General features: G+C 71.8%; 16 protein-coding genes and 1 pseudogene. 9 read left to right on the forward strand and 8 right to left on the reverse strand.

Features of this window, described 5'->3' with window-relative positions:
• Window positions 1-53: 53 nt before the first annotated feature.
• The 3 genes from FHR37_RS25830 to FHR37_RS25840 form a co-directional block, all read right to left on the reverse strand.
• Window positions 54-869 carry a class I SAM-dependent methyltransferase gene (locus FHR37_RS25830; RefSeq protein ID WP_092889939.1) on the reverse strand — a complete coding sequence of 272 codons (816 nt, stop codon included), beginning with the start codon at window positions 867-869 and terminating at the stop codon, window positions 54-56.
• 54 nt (window positions 870-923) lie between these two features.
• Window positions 924-1796, reverse strand: a complete 873-nt coding sequence (locus FHR37_RS25835; RefSeq protein WP_092889801.1) for a UTP--glucose-1-phosphate uridylyltransferase — start codon at window positions 1794-1796, stop codon at window positions 924-926.
• 148 nt (window positions 1797-1944) lie between these two features.
• Window positions 1945-2643, reverse strand: a complete 699-nt coding sequence (locus tag FHR37_RS25840; protein ID WP_092889804.1) for an MBL fold metallo-hydrolase — start codon at window positions 2641-2643, stop codon at window positions 1945-1947.
• Between the two features lie 162 nt (window positions 2644-2805).
• Here FHR37_RS25840 and FHR37_RS25845 point away from each other — a divergent pair, with 162 nt between their 5' ends.
• The 5 genes from FHR37_RS25845 (at window position 2806) to FHR37_RS25865 (ending at window position 7399) form a co-directional block, all read left to right on the forward strand.
• Entirely contained in the window at window positions 2806-3618 is an 813-nt protein-coding gene (locus tag FHR37_RS25845; RefSeq protein WP_092889807.1) for an aminoglycoside phosphotransferase family protein, read from the forward strand.
• A 51-nt stretch (window positions 3619-3669) separates the two neighbouring features.
• Entirely contained in the window at window positions 3670-4554 is an 885-nt protein-coding gene (locus FHR37_RS25850) for a class I SAM-dependent methyltransferase (RefSeq protein WP_092889810.1), read from the forward strand.
• A gap of 113 nt (window positions 4555-4667) precedes the next feature.
• Window positions 4668-5339 carry a response regulator transcription factor gene (locus FHR37_RS25855; protein ID WP_237769114.1) on the forward strand — a complete coding sequence of 224 codons (672 nt, stop codon included), beginning with the start codon at window positions 4668-4670 and terminating at the stop codon, window positions 5337-5339.
• Entirely contained in the window at window positions 5336-6637 is a 1302-nt protein-coding gene (locus FHR37_RS33315; RefSeq protein WP_092889813.1) for a sensor histidine kinase, read from the forward strand. The genes FHR37_RS25855 and FHR37_RS33315 overlap by 4 nt, the downstream gene beginning before the upstream one ends.
• 213 nt (window positions 6638-6850) lie before the next feature.
• Window positions 6851-7399: a DUF2231 domain-containing protein gene (locus FHR37_RS25865; protein ID WP_092889816.1), complete on the forward strand. Its 549-nt coding sequence runs from the start codon at window positions 6851-6853 to the stop codon at window positions 7397-7399.
• A 34-nt stretch (window positions 7400-7433) separates the two neighbouring features.
• Here FHR37_RS25865 and FHR37_RS25870 read toward each other — a convergent pair.
• The 3 genes and pseudogenes from FHR37_RS25870 to FHR37_RS25880 all read right to left on the reverse strand — a co-directional run.
• Window positions 7434-7745, reverse strand: a pseudogene (locus tag FHR37_RS25870) (NUDIX hydrolase); the annotation flags it as partial.
• A gap of 116 nt (window positions 7746-7861) precedes the next feature.
• Window positions 7862-8536 carry a Type 1 glutamine amidotransferase-like domain-containing protein gene (locus FHR37_RS32085; protein WP_092889819.1) on the reverse strand — a complete coding sequence of 225 codons (675 nt, stop codon included), beginning with the start codon at window positions 8534-8536 and terminating at the stop codon, window positions 7862-7864.
• Window positions 8537-9493, reverse strand: coding sequence for a ribose-phosphate diphosphokinase (locus tag FHR37_RS25880; protein WP_092889822.1), 957 nt, complete (start codon window positions 9491-9493; stop codon window positions 8537-8539).
• 235 nt (window positions 9494-9728) lie between these two features.
• On the opposite strand from FHR37_RS25880, the gene FHR37_RS25885 reads away from it, so the two are divergent.
• From FHR37_RS25885 to FHR37_RS25895, 3 genes are all read left to right on the forward strand, one after another.
• Complete coding sequence (locus FHR37_RS25885; RefSeq protein ID WP_092889825.1) at window positions 9729-10142, forward strand: RidA family protein; 414 nt, start codon at window positions 9729-9731, stop codon at window positions 10140-10142.
• A 62-nt stretch (window positions 10143-10204) separates the two neighbouring features.
• Window positions 10205-10648, forward strand: a complete 444-nt coding sequence (locus FHR37_RS25890) for a nuclear transport factor 2 family protein (RefSeq protein ID WP_092889828.1) — start codon at window positions 10205-10207, stop codon at window positions 10646-10648.
• 301 nt (window positions 10649-10949) lie between these two features.
• On the forward strand, window positions 10950-12842 hold the full coding sequence (locus FHR37_RS25895; RefSeq protein WP_092889831.1) for an acyl-CoA dehydrogenase: 1893 nt from the start codon (window positions 10950-10952) through the stop codon (window positions 12840-12842).
• 143 nt (window positions 12843-12985) lie between these two features.
• On the opposite strand, the gene FHR37_RS25900 is transcribed toward FHR37_RS25895, so the two are convergent.
• A complete protein-coding gene (locus tag FHR37_RS25900; RefSeq protein ID WP_092889834.1) occupies window positions 12986-13951 on the reverse strand; it encodes an LLM class F420-dependent oxidoreductase in 966 nt (321 codons plus the stop codon).
• 166 nt (window positions 13952-14117) lie between these two features.
• On the opposite strand from FHR37_RS25900, the gene FHR37_RS25905 reads away from it, so the two are divergent.
• Complete coding sequence (locus FHR37_RS25905) at window positions 14118-14636, forward strand: NUDIX hydrolase (RefSeq protein WP_092889837.1); 519 nt, start codon at window positions 14118-14120, stop codon at window positions 14634-14636.
• Window positions 14637-14649: 13 nt separating this feature from the next.
• Here FHR37_RS25905 and FHR37_RS25910 read toward each other — a convergent pair whose 3' ends face one another.
• Window positions 14650-17064: a family 43 glycosylhydrolase gene (locus tag FHR37_RS25910; RefSeq protein ID WP_092889840.1), complete on the reverse strand. Its 2415-nt coding sequence runs from the start codon at window positions 17062-17064 to the stop codon at window positions 14650-14652.
• Window positions 17065-17309: the final 245 nt, after the last annotated feature.

Raw genomic sequence — 17309 nt, forward strand, 5'->3', positions numbered from 1 at the left:
CCGCGGCTGCCAGCCTCACCTTCGACTCCTCCGGCTGATTCGCCTGACGGGGCTCAGGTTCCGACGCGGCGGGCCTTCCACACCTCTGCGCTCGGCCACTTCCGCGCCCACTCGTGGTCGACGTAGTCGTAGTCTGTTGTGGCGTTCTCGGGCGCCTGCACCTCGATCAGGTCCTCCAGCACGAAGCCGGACTCCCTGAGCAGTCGCACCATCGGCCCGTGTGCCAAGTGGAAGTTGACACCACCACCACCACCGCTGGCGCCGTCGGCCCCCTCGGACTCGTCCTCCAACCGGCACAGGCCGAACTGCGGGCGCAGCAGGGTAGGACCGGCCGGACCCTCGTCGGGTACGCAGAGGGTGAGCAGGGTGGAGTTGCGGACGAAGACGAGTTCGCCGCCGGGGCGCAGCAGCCGGGCCGCCTCCGGGATCCAGAGGTACGGATCGCACCAGCCGATCGCGCCGTGCTCGCTGATGGCCACGTCGAAACTCGCGTCGGGAAGGTCGACCTTCTCGGCGTTCCCGTGGATCAGCGGGAACTCACACCCGAACTCCCGCTGCATCGCCCTGGCGGTCGCCAACTGGCGTTCGGAGTTGTCCACGCCGACGGGACGCGCGCCGGCCCAAGCCGCCCACGCACTGACGTAGGCGGTGCCGCATCCCAGCTCGATCAGGTCCTTGCCGGCAAGGTCGTCCGGCAAAACCGGCAGGTCCCGTTGCGGAATCCGCCAGAGGCCCCAGTGTGGTTCGGCGGCCCACTGCTCGCGTGCCTTCGCGCCGTACCACTCGCTGTGCCGGGCGTCCCACAACTGCCGGTTGCGGCGTACGTGCTCGGGAAGGTCCTCGACCGTCGGCTCGCTCGGCTCTTTCACGCGGTCAGGCTCGTCCACCGCGCCGGACCTGTCAAAGGTGTTTCGCCCCGCAGTCTACTGCGATCCGCCGGCCAGCTTGCGAAGCTCCGGGCCGTAGTCGGGATGCGCGAGCGCCGCCGCGAACTGCGCCCGCAGGTAGCCGAGCGGGTTGCCGGTGTCCCACCAGGTGCCGTCGATGACCTGACCGAAGACGGGGTACTCGCGGGCGTGCTCGTGGATGGCGTGGGAGAGGTAGACCTCGCCGTCGGGGTTGTGCCGGTGGCGGTTGAGCTGGCGCTCGAGCTCGTCCACGATGCCCGGCGTCACGACGTACCCGCCGATCGAGGCGAACGCCGACGGCGCCGCGTCCGGCGAGGGTTTCTCGATGATGCCGGAGATGCGCAGCAGCCCCGCACCCAGGTCGTCCTCCACCACCGGAACGCCGTAGCGCTGGGACTCACTCGGCTCCATCGGCATCAACCCGAGCACGGGCGCTCGGGTGCGTTCGTACGCCGCGACCAACTGCTGCGCGCGGGGCACGGCGGAGGTGAACACGTCGTCGGCCCACAACACCATGAAGGGCTCGTCACCGACGATGCGGGCGGCGTTCAGCACCGGTGTGCCGTTGCCGTAGGGGCCGTGCTGGTAGAGGAACGTGATCCGGGCCAGCGACGCGAGCTCCTCCAGCGCCTCGGCGAGGTCGTCCTTGCCGTCGGCGCGCAACCGCATGTCGAGGTCCTCGTCCGGCGCGAAGTGCTGCTGGATCAACGCCTTGCGGGCGGAGGTGACGATGATGATGTCGTCGATGCCCGAGGCGACGAGCTCCTCGATCGTGTGCTGCAGAACGGGTTTGTCGAGGATCGGCAGCATCTCCTTCGGCAGCGCCTTCGTCAACGGCAACAGCCGGGTTCCCAGCCCCGCGACCGGGATGACCGCCTTGCGCACCATGTGTTCGCCCTTTCGCCGCACCGCCGGAGAACATTCTCACCAAGCACACCGTCGGAAACGCTACCCGCTGCCGGCGCGGGGCGCCGCCGTGCGAACAGGTGGGCCAGACCTGGCCCGGGCCGGTCCCGGGCCAGGTCCCGGGCCGGGGTCAGGCGGACACGACGCCCGCAGCCGCGCGCAGCAACAGCGTGGCGTCGCCCACCACCGGGGCGCCGTGGCCGAAACACGCCACGTCGACGTCCAGTTGGACGACCCGCTGGAACGAGGCGACGGCCTGTGCCCGGTCGACGTTGAACACGCCCAGAATCGGCACGTCCTGGATGCTCGCGACCGCGTCGCCGGTGAACAGCACCCGGTGCCGCGGCAGATGCAGGGCGATGCTGCCGTCGGTGTGCCCGGGCATCCCGATCACCACGGCGCCCCCACCGATGTCGACGCGGTCGCCGTCGACGAGCTCCCGGTCGACCCGCACCGGCCGAGCCGCGGGGACGTTCGGCACGACGCGTTCGTAGTAAGGGCGTTCCTCGTCGGTGATCACCGGCGCCGGACCCGCCTGCTCACCCCGGACGACCGGCGCGTCCAGCTGGTGCGCCATCACGGTCGCGCCGTTCCAGTGCGCGATCTCCGCCGCCGAGCCCACGTGGTCCTCGTGGAAGTGGGTGAGAACGATGTTCTTGATGTCGCGCCGGTCGTGGCCGAGCCGGTGCACGCCGTCCTCGATGGTCGGCGCCGATCCCGCCACGCCGGTGTCGATCAGGGTGAGCCCGTCGTCGTCCGCCCACAGATAGACCTGACCGACCTCGAAGGGGAACATGTGCAGGCCCGGCACCAGCTCGATCGTCTGCATGTCATCGACCCTAAACGGGTCGTACGCCGGGAGTCTCGCCATTCCGCCCCGTGCCGAACCCCGAAAAGCTGATCGAGTTATGAGCCCCGGCAGGGCAGAATCGGCTCGCGCCCGGTGGACCGCAGATCGCCGGCGCCGGTCGACGCCGGGAGGACGGACGCCATGCCGGATCAGTACGAGCAGGTCCCGGACACCGAGGTGCTGCAGGACCGTGCCGACCGGCCCGTCGTCCGGGTGGGCGGCACGGTGCACCGTCCCGTCCAGCCCTGGACCCCCGCGGTCCACGCACTGCTGAACCACCTCGCCGCCGTCGGCTTCCCGTACTCCCCGCGCGTCCTGGACGTCCTCCCCGCCGCCGGCACCGGCTCCCCCGCGACAGAGGTCGTCACCTACCTCGCGGGCGAGTCGGGTCCGGCCGGCTGGGCGAAGGTCGTGGACGAGCAGGGACTGCGGGCCGCCGCGCGCCTGCTGCGCGACTACCACCAGGCGGTCGCCGACTGGTCGCCCGCGCAGCCGCCGGCGTGGTCCGGCGGCCGCACCGGCACCGGCGGGCCGGGCGAGCTCGTCTGCCACAACGACTTCGGTCCGTGGAACATCGTGTGGAACGACGTCACGCCGGTCGGCCTGCTGGACTGGGAGTACGCCGGACCGGGGCCGGTCATGCAGGACGTGGCGTACGCGCTGGAATACGTCGCACCGTTTCGCGACGACGAGGAGTGCGTGCGCTGGCTCCGCTATCCCGGGCCGCCCGACCGCCGCCGGCGGCTGGAGATCTTTGCCGCCGAGTACGGCCTGTCCGACACCACCGGGCTGGCGAACGAGGTGATCGCGATCCAGCGGGCCGGCCTGGATTTCGTTAGGCAACTGGCCGAGGAGGGGCACGAACGCCAGGTCGAGCTGGTCGCGGCAGGCCACCTGACCGAGATCGCGGACCGGATCCGGTGGAGCGAGGACCACCGCCACCTGTTCGACTGAGATTCGGCTTATCCGGCGTCCCACCGGCGCCCGGTCTGCCACCCTGGCAGGGTGACCAAGGCTGCCAGCGGGACCAGCAGCACCGGGTTCGTGTCGCCGTCCCCGGCCGAGATCGCCCGTACGACCTGGGCGGCGGGTGAGTTCCAGCGGATCGCCAACCGGATGGTCCCGGTCAGCGAGGACCTGGTGCTGGCCCTGGACGTCCTCCCCGGTGAACGCGTGCTCGACATCGCCGGCGGCACCGGCAACACCGCCCTCGCCGCCGCCCGCCGGGACGCCCGGGTGACCTGTGTGGACGTCGTACCCGAACTCCTCGACCACGCCCGGCTCCGCGCCGACGTCGAGCTGCTGCCGCTGGAGACGGTCGAGGTGGACGCCGCGGCGCTGCCGTTCGCCGACGGGGAGTTCGACGTGGTGACGTCGACGTTCGGGCTGATGTTCGTCGCCGACCAGCGGCGGGCCGCGGCAGAGGCGTTGCGGGTGCTGCGCCCGGGCGGCCGGATCGGCCTGGCCAACTGGACCCCGGACAGCGCGCTCGGCGGCCTGCTCCACCTGGTCGCGAAGTACGCGCCGCCGCCCGCCGACGCTCCGTCGCCGCTGCGCTGGGGCACCCGCGACGGGCTGGCCCAGCTCCTCGCCCCCTACGCGGACTTCACCGAGCAACGGCTGGAGCTTCGGTGCGTCGACGTGGCCGCACGCTCGGTCGCCGAGCAGTTCCGGAGATACCGGCAGTGGTTCGGGCCGGTGAAGCTGGCGGTGGACCAGATGAGCGAGGAGGACGCGCGGTCGTTCGAGGAGGAGTTCGCCGAGCTGTGGGACCGGTTCAACCGCGGCGAGCCGGATGCCGTGGTGGTGCCGTACGACTATCTGCAGTTCGTGGCCACCGTCGCCGGCCCCAGGATCGCCGAGCACCCCGACGGGCACGACGGACCCTGACGGGCGCCGACGGGCGCCGACGGCCGCTGACGGACGGGCGTGAGGGATCTCTCCGCACCCGCTCAGCCGCCGCGTTCACGCATGTACACAGGGTGAGGGGTCAAGATGGGCGGGTGCGCCCCCGCGACACCCTCCCGCTCACGCCGCTGCTCCTGGTCGAGGACGACCAGGAGCTCGCCGCGATGCTGGCCGGTCTCCTCACCGAGGAGGGGTACGCCGTCGACCTCGCGCCGGACGGCCAGCGCGGACTGCACCGGGCCCTCAGCCGGGAGTACGACGTGATCGTCGTGGACCGCGGCCTGCCCGGCATCGACGGCCTCGACCTGTTGGTCCGGCTCCGCAGCAGCGGCGTGGCGACCCCCGCGCTGATCCTGTCCGCGCTGGGCACGCCCGCGGACCGGGTCGAGGGGCTGGACGCGGGCGCCGAGGACTACCTGGCCAAGCCGTTCGACGTGGCCGAGTTGCTCGCTCGCCTCCGGGCGCTGCGCCGGCGCCACCTCGACCAGGCCCGGCTGCTGCCGGTCGGGGACGAGATGCTCAACCTGGACACCCGCGAGGTCGGCCGGGCCCAGCTGTCCGAGCGCGAGTGCGACCTGCTGGCCACCCTGGCGTCCCGGCCGGGCCACGTGTTCAGCCGTACCGAACTCCTCGCCCGGGTCTTCCCCGGCGCCGTGGGCGAGGTCGTCGTGGACACCTACGTCCACTACCTGCGCCGCAAGCTCGGCCGGGCGATCGTCACCACGGTCCGCGGCCGGGGCTACCGGCTGGGCGAGGGGGCGTCGTGACCGCGTGGGGCAGGGACCGGGACCGGCGGCTGACCGGCGCCGAGTCGGCGATGTTGCGGCGTACGGCGGTACGCCTCGGCATCCAGGCCGGCCTGATCGTCGCCGCCATCGTCACCGTACTGGTGGGCGTGACCCTCGCCGTGGTCCTGCACGCCGAGACGGTGGGCACCAGGTCGATGCTGGCCGCCGCGGTCAGCCGGGCGGACGACGACGTGGCCGACGCCCCGGCGAACGTCTGGCTGGTGAGGCGCGGCCCGCACGGGCAGGACGCCACCGAGGGCCTGCCGGCGGGCGCGGCCGACCCGCGGGCGCTCGCCCGGACCGCCCGCACCGGGGTCGCGGAGACCCACGAACGCGAGGTCGGCGGCGCGGACTACCTGATCTTCACCATGCGGCGCGGCGACACCATCGTGCAGGGCGTCCTCGACCTCGGCCCGGTGCACGCCGACCGCAGGCACCTGCTGTACTCCCTGCTCCTGGTCGGCGGGCTCGGGCTGGTGCTGGCCGCCGGGGCGGGCGCCATGCTCGGCGTACGGGCGGTCCAGCCGCTGGCCAACGCCCTCAGCCTGCAGCGCAGGTTCGTCGCCGACGCCAGCCACGAACTCCGTACGCCGCTCACCCTGCTCACCACCCGGGCGCAACTGCTGCGCCGGCACCTGCAGCGCGGACACGACCACGAGGCCGCGCTGGCCGATGCCGAGAGCCTGGTGCGCGACAGCGACAACCTCGCCGCCGTCCTCGAGGACCTCCTGCTCGCCGCCGACCCGCACGCCGCGGGGGCAGCGGAGGAGCTCGACCTGCGGGTACTGGCCGGCGGGGTGGTGGCGGCCGGCACCGAGGTGGCCGGCGCGCGGGGCGTCACCGTGCGGGCCGAGGGCGGCGGCGACCCGGTGGTCGTACGCGGTGCGCCGGTGGCGCTGCGCCGGGCACTGACGGCCGTGCTCGACAACGCGGTCCGGCACGCGGAGCAGACCGTCACCGTGACGGTCCACGCGACCGACCGGCAGGCCGTGGTGGAGGTCGCCGACGACGGTCCCGGACTGGATCCGGGCCTGGCGCCACGGATGTTCGACCGGTTCTCCTCGGCCGGGGGCAGTTCGGCGGACGGGCGGCAGCGGAGGTTCGGCATCGGGCTGGCGCTGGTCGGCGAGATCGTCGCCCGGCACCACGGCGAGGTCGAGGCGCTGGCGGCTCCGGGCGGGGGCGCCGCGTTCCGGCTCACCTTCCCCCGGTACGTACCGGGGATCCCAGCGGTCCCCACGAACCCGAGGGATCCCACCGGCCCGGTCGAGCCCTGACGCCCGGGCCTGCCTCCCGGTCTCCCGGCCGCCCCGCTCAGGACAATTCCGGCGTTTCCCAGGAAACGCACAGGTGCCCACGAGGCGGATTCCAAGAAATCTCCCAATCAGGGTGGACATGCTGAGATGCGGCCACCCGGGCCGGCCCGGCGCACCACAGGTGCGCGAGAGGTACGAGAGGTACACCAGCGGCAACTGCCAGGAGGTTCGTCCGTGCCCACCTTCCTGAACGGACTCCCCGTCCACGTCCTGATCGTCCACGCCACCGTGGTGGCGGTGCCGCTCGCGGCGCTGGTCGCGGTGATCGTCGCGCTCGTCCCACGCCTGCGCCGGCGGTACGGCTGGGTCGCGGTCGCCGTGGCCGCGGTCGCCACCGTCCTCGTACCGATGACCACGTCGGCGGGCGAGGGCCTGGAGGCGCGGATGGAGCACAGCGCCGCGATCGAGAAGCACGCCGAACTCGCCGACGCGATGATCTGGCTGGTTCTCCCGCTGCTCGTCGCGCTCGCCGCGCTGGTGGCTCTGGACACCTACCGGCTGCGCAACGCCCGCGCGGAGGGTCCGGGCACGATGACCGCCGAACGCCGCGCGGTCGGCGCGCCGGCGTGGACCCGGTTCGTGAGCATCGCGCTGATCGTGGTCACCTGCGGGTTCGCGGTGGCGTCGACGGTGCAGATCGTCCGGGTCGGCGACGCGGGTTCGCGGGCCGCCTGGGGCGACGAGCAGTACACCGCCCCCCACGGTGGTGGCGACGGCGACTGATCAGCAGCCGCGACCGCTCACCGGCCGGCCGCTGCTACGACAGGACCGAACGCGGCGTCGCCATCAGCAGCGTGGGCACGCCCGGGTCGCCGGTCTCACCCGACCACACCGGCAGGGGGACCCACTCCAGCCCGACCATCCGCGGGCAGTCGCACGGCAGGTCGTGGTCGACGCCGAGGCGGGGCTCGCCCTCCGCACAGGTCACCGCGAACGCAGACGTCTGTCCGGAGGGGTACGGGAAGTCGTAGAGGTAGCGAACATCGAGGCAGCTCAGACCGACCTCCTCGGCCACCTCGCGGCGTACCGCGGCGACAGGGTCCTCGCCCTGGTTCACACCGCCACCAGGGAGCGTCCAGTACTCCTAGCCGTCGTGGCGGCCGGTTGGCCCGAGTCCGCGTTCACGCACCATGAGTACGGAGTCGTCGCGGACGATGACGGCCGCCACCCGCCGGCGGCGGGGCGTCACGCCGGGCTGCCGGCGTAACTGGTGCTTCCGGGAGCGAGTTTGCGGCGCCCCGTCGGTGACACCAGCAGAACCGGCTCCGGCCCCAACGCGGTGACGGCGTTCCCGGTCACGATCGCGTTGGCGTGCGCGGTCAGCGCGAGGACCGGCCTGCGGTAGGTGGCGGTCCACACCGCCTCGCGCGGCAGGTCGCCGTCGGCGTGGTGCACGAACACCGCGTGTCCGGCGGCCAGATCGGCCCCGGAGGTGTCCACCACTTTGTCGTCGTTGCGGTCCAGGTGCGCGACCGTGCTGATGTCGGCGCCGAGCAGCGCCGCACCCGCGCTGTGCCCGAAGACCAGCCCGCCGGCCGCGACGTACTCCCGCAACCGGTCCAGCAGGCCGAAGCGTTGCGCGAGTGCGAGCAGGCGGTAGGTGTTGCCGCCGCCGATGTAGATGCCGCGTACGCCGGCGAACGCCGGCGGGGTGTCACCGGTCCAGGTCGAGATGTCGCGTACGCCGAACGGCTCGTAGACGTCACGCAGCCACTCCTCGGCACCGGCGAACCGTTCCGGCTCCGCCCCGACCGGCCAGAACGCCAGCGGGCCCGCGCCGATCGCGTGCGCGAACTGCTCGTCCAGCGGCTTGGAGGCTTCGGCTCCGCCACCCCCCGCGAGGAACACCCGCCCGGTCACCTACACCTCCAGTGCGCGACTGTCGAAGAGACTACTCACCGACTCGCCGAGGTGGATCCGGCGGATGGCCTCGGCGAACAACGGCGCGATCGAGCGTACGGCCAGGTGAGGGAGGTTGTTGTCCGGCGCGAGCGGGACGGTGTTGGTGGTGACGATCTCGTCGACGTCGTCCTGCACCGCGAGCCGTTGCACGGCCTTGCCGGTGAACAGCCCGTGCGTACAGGCGAGCGCGATGCGGCCCACGTGCTGCTCGCGCAGCCGGTCGAGGAGTTCGACGATGGACCCGGCGGTGGCGATCTCGTCGTCCAGCACGATGACGTTCTTGCCCTGGACGTCGCCGACGATCGCGTCGATCACCACGCGCTCGTCGCTGAGCCGCTGCTTGCTGCCCGCGGCGACCGGAAGGTTGAGCAGCCGCGCGAACTGCGTGGCGGACTTGGCGTTGCCGAGGTCGGGCGACACCACGACGGTGTTGCTCAGGTCGCGCCCGGCGAAGTGCGTGGCGAGCTCGTTGATGGCGTTGAGGTGGTCGACCGGGATGTTGAAGAAGCCGTGCACCTGCGGCGCGTGCAGCGCCATCGTCAGCACCCGGCTGGCGCCCGCGGTGGCCAGCAGGTCGGCCACCAGCCGGCCGCCGATGGAGATGCGGGGCTGGTCCTTCTTGTCCGAACGCGCGTAGGCGTAGTGCGGGATCACCGCGGTGATCTGCGCGGCGGACGCGCCACGCGCCGCGTCCAGCATGAGCAGCAGCTCCATGAGGTTCTCCTGCACCGGAGGAACCAGAGGCTGCACGAGGTAGATGTCGCGTTGCCGGCAGTTGGCCCGCAACTGGACCTGCAGGCAGTCGTTGCTGAACCGCTGGATGTGGGCCTCGGACAGCTCGACGCCGAGTTCGGCGCAGATCTCCTCGGCAAGTCTGGGGTGCGCGCTTCCGCTGAAGACGCCGATCTGAGGCATGGTGGGTGAGCCAATCGTGACCGGTGGGCAGGGCGGGCGGTGACGACGGACCTCAGGGTAACCCGCTCCCCTTGGCACTGGTCCACGCGCCGGGTCGTACGCGACCCGCTACGCACCGCGCGGGCGGCGGCCGGAAACCTCGGTGACGCGTGTCGGTGGTAGCACCTAGGGTCGCGCTGCACCAGATCACGCCGGATCACACCGGCCCACCGTTCTCCTCGCAGGAGGAATCCTCGTGCCCATCCAGGACCGCCTCACCGGCGCCGCCGGACTCGCCCCCGGCAACGGCTACGCCCACGCGGTGACCGCGTCGGGACCGTTGGCGTTCGTCTCCGGCCAGGTGGGCGCCGACGCCGAGGGCCGGGCCGCGGGCGAGCCCGGCGACCTCGAGGCGCAGACCCGCCAGGCGATGCGCAACCTCGAGCTCGTGCTGGGCGAGCTGGGCGCCGGATGGAGCGACGTCGTACGTTTCACCTGGTACGTCGTGGACGTCGAGCGGATCCAGGTGATCCGGGACGTGCGCGACGAGTTCGTCCGGCCCGCGCTCGGCGACCTTGCCAACCCGGCGAGCACTCTGGTCCAGGTGGCCGGGCTGTTCCGGCCGGAGTTCCTGATGGAGGTCGAGGCCGTGGTGGCGCTGCCCGGCTGACCTGCCGACGCCCTGGCGCTTCTTACCGACCCGGTTCCTGCGAAGCATCGGAGTGATGAGTTGTGTCCGTAGCCGAAACCACCACCACCCGCGACGTGATCCAGGAGCTGCTGCGCCGCATCGGCGAGGGTGATCCCGAACGCATCGCCGAGCTGTACACCGAGCGGATCGACTGGTCGGTGGGCTGGCCGGAGGCCGAGCACGGCAGGGCCACCCCGTGGATCCGTCATCGTTCCACCCGGGCCGATGCCGCCGCCCACTTCCGTGAGCTCGCCGAGCACCACGTGCCCGAGCAGGCCGGTACCGAGATCGAGCGCATCCTCGTCGACGGCGACGACGCGGTGGTTCTCGGCGAGATCCGCCAGACCGCCGGCTCCACCGGGCGGGCCTACCGCGCCCGGTTCGCCCTGCACCTCACGGTCGAGGACGGCCTCGTCACCCGGCACCACGTCTACGAGGACAGCCTCGCCGTCGCCCAGGCATTCGACTCCGAGCCGGCCAAGTAGGGACGGCCGCGGCCGAGGATTCTTCCGCGGAAGAATCCCGGGGGGCCAAGCCCGCTTCCGCGACGAACTCACCTCGACAGCGGAGTGACCCACGTCACGCCGCATGTCCTGCCTGCGCGTTTCGCTCGCCTCGGCGCACTGTGGCCGAACTGAAGTTACTGACAGGTAGCCAGCGAAGTTACCGGCAGGTAGCATCGGCCGTAACGGCCTCGGGCGATCCCGTCCGCGACCGCCCCGCCGAACCCCGCCGACCTCGCCTGCGTGCGTAGCACCCGGCCCCCCGCCCGAAGGAGCTCGTCCGATGAGCCACTACAGGAGCAACCTCCGCGACCTCGAGTTCACGCTCTTCGACGTGCTCGGCCGCGGCGAGGCGCTCGGCTCCGGCCCGTACGCCGAGATCGACGTCGACACCGCGCACAGCATCCTCGGCGAGGTCGACCGGCTGGCCCGCGAGGAGGTGGCCGCCTCGTTCGTCGACGGTGACCGCAACCCGCCGGTCTACGACCGCGACGCCCGCACCGTGCGGGTGGGCGAGTCGCTCAAGGACAGCTTCCGCGCCTGGATGGACGCGGAGTGGTGGCGGCTGGAGATTCCCCCGGAGATCGGCGGCCAGCCCTGCCCGCCGTCCCTGCGCTGGGCGGTGTCGGAACTCGTCCTCGGCGCCAACCCCGCGCTGTTCATGTACTGCAGTGGCCCCCGCTTCGCCGGCGTCATCTCCCGCAACGGCACCCCGGCCCAGCAGCGGCTCGCGCAGCTGATGATCGAACGCCGATGGGCCGCCACCATGGTGCTCACCGAGCCGGACGCGGGTTCCGACGTCGGCGCCGGCCGCACCCGCGCGACCCAGCAGCCCGACGGGACCTGGCACCTGGAGGGCGTGAAGCGCTTCATCACCAGCGGCGAACATGACCTGACCGAGAACATCGTCCACTTCGTGCTCGCCCGCCCGGTGGGCGTCGAGGGCGCCGGCGGCCCGGGCACCAAGGGCCTGTCGCTGTTCCTCGTACCCAAGTTCCACGTCGACCTGGAGACCGGCGAGCTCGGCGGGCGCAACGGCGTACACGCCACCAACGTCGAGCACAAGATGGGCCTGAAGGTGTCCACCACCTGCGAGCTCACCTTCGGCGAGGGCGAGCCGGCGGTCGGCTATCTCCTCGGCGACGTGCACGACGGCATCCGGCAGATGTTCCTGGTGATCGAGTACGCCCGGATGCTGGTCGGCACCAAGGCGATCGCCACCCTGTCGACGGGCTACCTGAACGCGCTGGAGTACGCCAAGGAGCGCGTCCAGGGCGCCGACCTCACCCGGATGACGGACAAGACCGCGCCCCGGGTGACCATCACCCACCACCCCGACGTACGCCGCTCGCTGCTCACCCAGAAGGCGTACGCCGAGGGGATGCGCGCGCTGCTGCTCTACACCGCCTCCGTGCAGGACGTCGTCGAGGCGGGCGAGTTCGCCGAGCGGCGCGGTGACGAGGAGCGGGCCGCGGCCGGGCTGAACGACCTGTTGCTGCCAGTGGTCAAGGGCTACGGCTCCGAACGCGCGTGGACGCTGCTCGGCTCGGAGTCGCTGCAGACGTTCGGCGGGTCGGGCTTCCTGCAGGACTACCCGGTCGAGCAGTACGTCCGCGATGCCAAGATCGACACGTTGTACGAGGGCACGACCGCGATCCAGGGCCAGGACCTGTTCTTCCGCAAGATCGTCCGCGACCAGGGCCAGGCGTGGGGCCGGCTCGCCGGGGAGATCCAGGCGTTCGTGAAGTCCGGCGCGGGCAACGGCGCACTCGACACCGAACGCGGCCTGCTCGGCAAGGCACTCGAGGACGTGCAGGGCATCCTCACCACGATGGTGGGCCACCTGCACGCCTCCCAGCCGCAGGCGCCCGGCGGCGACCCGGCCAACCTCTACAAGATCGGCCAGAACACCACCCGGCTGCTGCTGTCCGTCGGTGACCTGGTGTGCGCCTGGCTGCTGCTGCGCAAGGCCGAGGTCGCCCTCACCCGGTTGAACGGCGAACACGCCGGCAAGCACGGCGGCGAGCTGCGTCCGGAGGACCGGGCGTTCTACGAGGGCAAGGTCGCGGCCGCACGATGGTTCTGCGCGCAGGTGCTGCCAAAACTCACCGCCGAGCGGGCGATCGCCGAGTCCACAGACAACGATCTGATGGAGCTGTCCGAATCAGCCTTCTAGACCAGGCCTGATCGCCCTACTCTGGCCTGACCGGCGCGCACCGCGAGGTGCCCGCCGCAGATACCTCGGGCCGGGCTGACGGCTACCCCCCAACCGTCGGCCCGGCCCGAGTTCGCGTTCCCCCGCTGACGTTCCGGCCCCCCTCAGAAGCTGAAGCGGGCCAACGTTTCTCCGGCGAGGCGGACGTTCTCTACCTCGTGCGCGTCCATCATGTTGAACAGCAACCCGTCCAGCCCGGCGTCAACGTGCGCTTGCACCTGCTCCAGCACCTGGTCGGGACTACCGGCGACGAGCATCGCCCGCACCTGCTCCTCACCGAAGCCGGTGGCGGCGCGAATCGCCTCGACTCTCTTGTCCGCCTCCTGCGAGGTCGGCGCGATCACCATCGTGCACAGCTTGGTCTTGGTGATCTCCGCCGGATCGCGGCCGACGTCGGCGCAGTGCCGGGCCAGCACGTCGAGCTTGTGCCGGACGGTGGCCAGGTCCCCGAAGATGTTCGACGCGTCGCCGTACTCCGCGACCAGGCGCAGCGTGCGCTTCTCCCCACCGCCGCCGATCATCACCGGCGGCCCGCCCGGCGTCACCGGCCGGGGAACGTTGAACGCCTCGTGGATCTGGTAGTGCTTCCCGGAGAAGCTCGGCGCGTACTCGGTGAACATCGCCCGGCAGATCCGCAGCGCCTCCTCCAGCCGGTCCATCCGCTCACCGGTGGGCGGGAAGTCGAATCCGTAGTCGTGGTGCTCGCTCTCGTTCCACGCAGCGCCGACACCGAGGATCGCCCGGCCGGAGGAGATGACGTCCAGCGTGGTGACGGTCTTGGCGAGCAGGGCGGGGTTGCGGTAGGTCACGCCGGTGACCATGGTGCCGAGCCTCACCCGGGAGGTCCGCGCGGCGAGTGCCGACAGCAGGCTGTACGCCTCGAACATCGGCTCGTCCTCGGCGCCGAGTCCGGGCAGTTGGTAGAAGTGGTCCATCACCCACACCGAGTCGAAGCCGCCGGACTCCTCCGCGGTGGTGGCGATGTCGGCGACCCGTTCGAACAACTCCGAGTCGGGCACGCCGGGGTAGGTGAAACGTGGGATCTGCAAACCGAAACGCGTGACAGTCACTGGCTGGGCTCCTTCGCTGTGGCTTCGTCGCCTGTGACGCATGCCCTCTCGTCACCCTATGCGCCGATCCGGCACCGCTCCCACCTCGAGGACGCGCGCCGAACGCCGTACACACGTGACCATGACCGGCTTGCGGCCAGGGCGGCGGCGCCGCGATCATCTGCGGATGAACGAGACGCCTGCCGCCGCGAGGGTGAGACGTGCCGTCCGGGCGGTCATCCTGGCCGATGACGACCGGGTCCTGCTGTGCCGCTTCAGCTTCCCGCATCCAGCAGTACCGACGGGCGCGACGGTCGTGTGGGCGGCCCCCGGCGGCGGCATCGAGCCCGGCGAACTGCCGCTGGAGGCACTGCGCCGGGAGTTGCACGAGGAGACGGGGCTTGTCGTCGACGCCGACCCGCCCCACGTCTGGCACCAGGAGGTCGACGCTCCCGGCACCGCGGACGGCTACGACGGGCTGGTCAACGACTACTTCCTCGTCCGCACCTCGCACTTCGATCCCCGCGGCGCGCTGTCCGACGACGACCTCGCCGCCGAGCTCATCAGCGGGATGCGGTGGTGGCGGCACGAAGAAATCGCCGAATACACCGGAACCGACCTGTTCTCACCCCGGGACCTCGCCACGCCGCTGGCGGCGCTGATCGTCGGCGACATCCCGAGTGCGCCGGTGATGCTCGGCCTGTGACCTCCCGCGCACCTCAGTGGGACACCCGGAAGTAGTCGAACACCGAGGTGGCCGGTCCGTACTTCTGGGTCGTCTCCGGTGTCGACGCCTGCGAGGCCAGGCCGACCCGCGGGTCGGCGTCCGCCGGCAGCGTCCACGTCAGTCCCCACGTCCAGTGGGTGCCGTCGGTGCTGGACGCCGCGCGGTAGCGGTGTTCGCCGGTACGCGGGTCGCGGGTGTGCACCAGCCGCAGCCACGTCGTGTCGGCCGGCGCCCCGATCAGCCCGCCGCCCCAGGACCGGCGGCCCTGGAAGACGGTCTCCTTGCCGAACTCCACGATCCGGGTCGGGCCGACGGCCACCACGTCCAGCCGCAGGAACTCGTCGTCCCCGGCGTACACGATCAGGCCGCCCTGCTGGAAGTTGCGCTGGACGTCCTCGCCCAGGTCGATGGTCAGCTTCGTCTGCACGGTGTAGTCGCCGTCAGGCATGGCCGACCGCAGCAACAGGCCGGGCTTGCCGTCGCCGACCAGGTCACCGGTCTGCGTCGGCCAGCGCAGCGCGTCGCCGCTCACCTGCGCCTTCGGGTCCGGCCGCAGCCAGGTCCAGCCGTCGCCGAGCGAGCCGTCGAACTCGTCGGAGTACGCCGGGTCGACCCGTCCCGGCTCCGGCGCCGGCACCGCGCGGGTCACCGGCGTGTAGAGGGGGTTCGCGGCGAAGTTGTCCGCCTCGCCGGTGGCACCTGCGCCATCCGAGCTCTCGGCCACCAGCCCGGCGCGACCGGGCCGGTCCAGGCCGTGCGGGAGGTCCAGTCGTACGGTCGCCCACGGGTCCTCGAGCCGGGCGTCGGTGACGTCGGCGGTCGCGGTGGTCCCTCGGACCTGCAGGGCGAGAACGTGCCACGCGGAGGTGTCGAACCCGGCCGGCAGGGACACCGCCGTACGCCGCACCTGGCCGCCGAGCCTCGCCTCGATCCGTACCTGCCGGGTGCCCGCGTCCAGCACCGCACGTACCCCGGACCCGCCGGGTGTGGCCCGCGCGACCACGCCGACCGCGCCCTTCGCGCCGTCGCCCGGCACCCGCACGTCGGCCTCGACACGTACGTCGGCACGGGAGATCGTCCGCCGGGTCAGCGCGGTGGTGCCGCCGGACAGCCGCGCGAACCGGCCGGAGTCGGAGGCCTGGTCGGGACCGGAGACGTTCATCGTGCCGCCGGCCACGGTGAACGCCGAGCCGGTCGCCGCCGGGTCCTCGAACCGGTCGTCCACCTCACCGCGCACCACCGGCGCGGGCTGCGGAGTGTCGGACGCGCCCAGCCCGGCGCGGACGATCGGCCAGCCGTCGATCCAGTCCATCCGGTCCAGGTTCATCGGCCGCATGGTGAAACCGGGCGAGACGTCCAGCCACGGGTCCTTCCGGTCGATCGCGTGGTAGGCCATGTACGTCTGCCCGCTCACGTCCAGCGCGGCGGAGTGGTGACCGGTGCCGATCCACTTGTTGCCGTTCGGCGCGATGACCGGAGTGCCGCCGGCCCGGCTGGCCAGCAGCGGCTTGCCCAGCTTGTCCACGAACGGGCCGAGCGGGCTGCGGGAGCGGCCGGCGAACACCGAGTAGCCGGTGGTGGGGCCGGCGCAACAGTTCGCCGAGGAGCCGAACAGGTAGTACCACCCGTCGCGTTCGAGCACGTTCGGTCCCTCGTAGCGCGACGCCGCGACGTGCACCGGCTCGCCCACCGTGCGCAGCCCGTCCGCGGCCAGCTTCACCACCCAGATGCCGGTGCCGAAGCCGCCGTAGTAGAGGTAGTGCGTGCCTGTGCTGTCGGTGAACATCGCCGGGTCGATCACCGTGTCGTACCCGCCGCCCACGGGCTTGGCCGGGACCACCGGCTGGTCCGACGGCGTCCACGGCCCGGCCGGGGTGGGCGCGGTGGCCACGCCGATCGCGGGGTCGAACCCCTGCGTGCTGGTGGTGGTGTCGGGGACGGTGAAGTAGAGCAGGTACTCCCCGTTGAGGTAGCGGATGTCGGGCGCCCAGAAGCCGGTGGTCGCCGTGGCCCAGGTCGGCCGCCGGCCCTCGGGGAACACGTCGCCCACCTTGCGCCAGTGCACCAGGTCCGGCGAAGTGGCGATCTTGTACGACGACCCCGTCCTGCCGGTCTCGTCGTACGGGCCGCCGGTGGCGTATGCGTACCACTGGCCGTCCTTGCCGCGCATCACCGCCGGATCGGGGAAGTCGATCGAGTAGCCGCGGGTCACCTCGTTGGTGTAGGTCGCCCGCTGCGCGTTCGCCGAGTGGCTCGCGTCCGCAGGTGCCGGAGCGGCGGCAAGGGCCACCGCCGCGAGCGCGCCACCGAGCACACCGGCCAGGGCGGCGCGTGGAGCGCGGCGGGCCCGAGCTGGACGGGCGGGCCGGACCTGCCGGACCTGCCGGAATTGCCGGAACGACTTCATCGATCGGGCTCCCTCGGTTTCCGCGCGATTCGCAACCACCACGGCTACGTACGCCACATCGGGGTACGACATGCCCGATGTGTCCGTTCCGACGTGTCTAGGCGCGTTGGCCAACGTTGTAAAGATCGGCTGGCCGGGTCCGGCCGTGCGGCGTCCGGCCCGAAGGCGCGCCAGGATGGAGACCAGGTCGGCCGCCCCGGCCGGCGTGAGCCCAGCGCGACCAGCGCGAGGTCAGCGTTCCGCGA

Origin of the sequence: Actinopolymorpha cephalotaxi, from assembly GCF_013408535.1 — a bacterium.
GTDB classification, from domain to species: Bacteria; Actinomycetota; Actinomycetes; order Propionibacteriales; family Actinopolymorphaceae; genus Actinopolymorpha; species Actinopolymorpha cephalotaxi.